The organism is Paenibacillus sp. YIM B09110, assembly GCF_037167145.1.
Classification (GTDB): domain Bacteria; phylum Bacillota; class Bacilli; order Paenibacillales; family Paenibacillaceae; genus Pristimantibacillus.
In genome coordinates, this window is record NZ_JBANSP010000054.1 from 1 (window position 1) to 3,593 (window position 3,593).

Annotated in this window: 2 protein-coding genes and 7 tRNA genes; all 9 read left to right on the top strand. The window is 49.8% G+C overall.

Annotated features, from left to right (window positions below; translation table 11 throughout):
• Positions 1-121 precede the first annotated feature (121 nt).
• Positions 122-197, top strand: a tRNA-Asn gene (locus V8F51_RS31360).
• Positions 198-202: 5 nt separating this feature from the next.
• A tRNA-Thr gene (locus tag V8F51_RS31365) sits at positions 203-278 on the top strand.
• 41 nt (positions 279-319) lie between these two features.
• Positions 320-394 (top strand) — tRNA-Glu (locus V8F51_RS31370).
• Between the two features lie 5 nt (positions 395-399).
• A tRNA-Val gene (locus V8F51_RS31375) sits at positions 400-475 on the top strand.
• 9 nt (positions 476-484) lie between these two features.
• Positions 485-559 (top strand) — tRNA-Gln (locus tag V8F51_RS31380).
• A 9-nt stretch (positions 560-568) separates the two neighbouring features.
• Positions 569-644, top strand: a tRNA-Lys gene (locus tag V8F51_RS31385).
• Between the two features lie 22 nt (positions 645-666).
• A tRNA-Leu gene (locus tag V8F51_RS31390) sits at positions 667-749 on the top strand.
• Positions 750-976: 227 nt separating this feature from the next.
• A complete protein-coding gene (locus V8F51_RS31395; protein WP_337104438.1) occupies positions 977-2,464 on the top strand; it encodes an alkaline phosphatase family protein in 1,488 nt (495 codons plus the stop codon).
• Positions 2,465-2,555: 91 nt separating this feature from the next.
• Positions 2,556-3,593 (top strand): outer membrane protein assembly factor BamB family protein (locus V8F51_RS31400; RefSeq protein ID WP_337104439.1); only part of this gene is annotated, 1,038 nt, incomplete at its 3' end.

A 3,593-nucleotide genomic window follows, 5' to 3' on the forward strand; every position in this document is an offset into this window, starting at 1 on the left:
TAAAAGGCTTATATGGTCCATACAACCTGTAGGCAACAGCTAAAGTTCAGCAGCAACATTCTTTCGTATCCAGTTTTCAGGGCGCAATGCCTTGAGATTTAACCGCACCTCTTTGTAATGTTCCCTGATAGCTCAGTTGGTAGAGCACTCGACTGTTAATCGAGTTGTCACAGGTTCGAGTCCTGTTCGGGGAGCCATTCATGCTCTCATAGCTCAGTAGGTAGAGTGCATCCATGGTAAGGATGAGGTCACCGGTTCGATCCCGGTTGAGAGCTCCAGATCACTTTACATAAGTGAAGACAAGCTTCAATCAAAGTACGGCCCGTTGGTCAAGTGGTTAAGACACCTCCCTTTCACGGAGGTAACAGGGGTTCGAGTCCCCTACGGGTCACCATTTATGGAGGATTAGCTCAGCTGGGAGAGCATCTGCCTTACAAGCAGAGGGTCGGCGGTTCGATCCCGTCATCCTCCACCATATCGCTGCTGGGGATTAGCCAAGCGGTAAGGCAACGGACTTTGACTCCGTCATTCTCAGGTTCGATCCCTGAATCCCCAGCCATTTTAGCACGAGCCATTAGCTCAGTTGGTAGAGCACCTGACTTTTAATCAGGGTGTCGAAGGTTCGAGTCCTTCATGGCTCACCATATTTTTACCCGCATCACCCACGCGCGTATGGCGGAATTGGCAGACGCACTAGACTTAGGATCTAGCGGGCGACCGTGGGGGTTCAAGTCCCTCTACGCGCACCATACCATGAAGAAACCCTTGAGAGATCAAGGGTTTTTTGCTGTTTATTTTTAGTTATACGGGGCATTTTATAATTAAAACATGGGGGAATGTACGGTTGCGTATGAAATGGAAGTGTAGTATTAGAATGATCGCAATCTCTCTTCTTTTGTTGCTCGCGTGCAGTTGTGCTAAACCGAATCCGAAAGAGCCTGATCTGCTTCACATAGCTTCTAAAGAGAGACAACAAGTGGATTCCACCAATATTGCTGGCAAAAAGGTTATTTTGATTGTCGTTGATTCGCTCATGTACCAATCCATTGATCGGGGCTTGGAGAATAATCAGCTCCCAACGATAAAGAGCTTAATACAGCATGGTCAATATTATAAAGATGTGGTTAGCTCGTTCCCGACGATGTCAGTCACGATTGATACATCGCTGCTCACCGGGACATATCCGGATAAGCATGGTTTACCCGGTCTGATCTGGTATTCGGCCGATGAGAATCGTGTCATTAATTATGGAACAGGGCCTATGGAAGTGATGAAGCAAGGTATTCATGAGATTGCCGCCGATACCCTTATGAACTTGAATGGAAAGCATATTAATCATACGGTACAAACGATTTTCGAAGATGTTCAAGTGGCAGGCAAGCTAACTACGGGATCTATTAATGGCATTATTTATAGAGGGCCGACTGCTCATTGGCTGCGTATACCGGAATGGGTGAAGGCACCGACATCACTGCCCGACCGGATTAAGGTAGGAGGACCTGATTTTCTGTCGTTTGGCACTTTTTCAAATCCGCTCACGGATAAATTGAATCTTCCCGTCGAACTAACCGATCGCGTGGGATTCACGAACGAATATGCGATTCAGACGACGGAGTATTTGATTCGTCATCAGTTATTGCCTGATTTTCTATATGTATATTTGCCGGATTTGGATCAGAAGCTCCACCAACATGGACCGGAAGATATAGAAGGGATACTTAAGCTGGATAAGCAATTGGAGAGGCTTATAGCTGCATTCGGATCGACAGACAAAGCGCTGGAGCAGGCTGTTATTATGCTGCTGGGAGACAGCGGTATGAGTGCTATTTTACCGAAGGATAAGAATCCAATTGTTGATCTTACGAAGCTGCTGGACGGTTATCGGATTCAAAAGCCGGGTGCGGATATTAACGCAGAAACGGAAATTGTGTTGGCGGTTAATGAAACGATGGCATACGTTTATAAGCTGCATACCGATCAGCCGTTAGCAGGTATTGCAGGGCATTTAGTCGGCGATAGCAGAATCGATCTTATTGCTTGGAAGGAGGGGGAATGGATTCGTGTACGCCAGGGCGATTCGGAGCATTCCTTCTCTTATCGAGCCGAAGGCCAATGGAAGGATAGTTATGGCGCGCATTGGACCTGGAAAGGGGATGCCGATGTGATGGATTTGGAGGTTGATCATAAAGAAAAGCAATTGATGTACGGTCAATATCCGGATGGTCTGCAGCGTCTATGGGGAGCGTTGAACTCGCATAAGGGCGACTTTATTGTTGTGACGACTAAGGCAGGATATGAGCTGACGGGAGGGAGCTCACCGGAACATACGGGAGGCGGAGGACATGGCGCCTTGCATGCGAATGTATCGTTAGTTCCGCTAATAGTTGCGGGCACGAATGATAAACCGGATAAACTTCGTATCGTGGATATGAAGAGCTACATTCTGGATTTGCTTCAATATTAATAGTGACCCCTATTGTTCATTTTCCCAATACTACTGACGATATAGTCCTAAGAGACTAGTCATTATATCGAAATTAAGGGAGTATGAGGAAATGGCACTAGGCAGAAAGAACAAAACAATATGGGGAGTAGCGATTGCGCTGTCGATAGCGATAGGATGCATGTTCGACGGGGGAAGTGCTCCTCTTTTTTCTGTTTCAGGGAAGCAAAACGCGGCGTTTGCTGCAGCAACAACAACGACGGTCGAAGCGAAGCCTGAGATTGAATATTGGCGTACGGCTGGCGATGGTACACTGCATAAACCTTTAACGATAGCGGCAGGCAAGGTCGTAACAGTCGCTGCTAATGGTTGGATTAACTATTTTGACAGTAATGGCAAATCGCTTAAGCGATTGAATACTTATACAGATCTATCGGCCCCTACTGTTAACAAGCAGGGACAGTTGTACATAGCGGGTAAGAGTGCACGTCTGTATCGCTATGACAGTTCTGGCGCAGGCGGTCAGGTAGCTATTTATTATTTCACGGGTAAAACGGAAAATCTACAGCCCTCGAAAACGGTGACTGATGGGGAAGGACTGCCGTATTTCGCTTATCAGAACGCAATCTTGTCGCTTGATAAAGACGGAGAGAAAACGGCAGCTCTGCTGCCGAAGAATGTGTCGGTTACAGAGATAGAAGAGGCAGGAACAGGGGTCTATGTCATTGGAAGCAATGGCGTACTGTACGCGGTACAGGGTGACGCCATTATGTGGGAGGCGGCGCTTCAGGAGCCGCTTAAAGGGGCCAAGCTCGCCGCCGACAGCAAGGGCGGCGTCGTGCTTGTTGCGCCGAAGGCGGCAGCGGCTTATGAAGCGGACGGGAAAGTCCGCTTCAGCCGCGAGTTCGCCGCAGCGGCGGCAGGGGGCTGGACCGAGCCGATCATTGCGGTCGGCTCGGACAGCGTAGAGACGGCAGTTGCCGCTGAGCTTGGCGGCAATGCCGTCGTGGCCTTCCGCGCGGATACCGGAGCGGAAGCATGGCGCGTGAGCGCCACTGGGGCGGGCGGCTTCGCGCCCGCCGCGCTGACGCTGGCGCCTGCGGCCGCGCCAGCAACAGCGGCTCGCGCCGGCGTGATCCTCGCCGGCGCC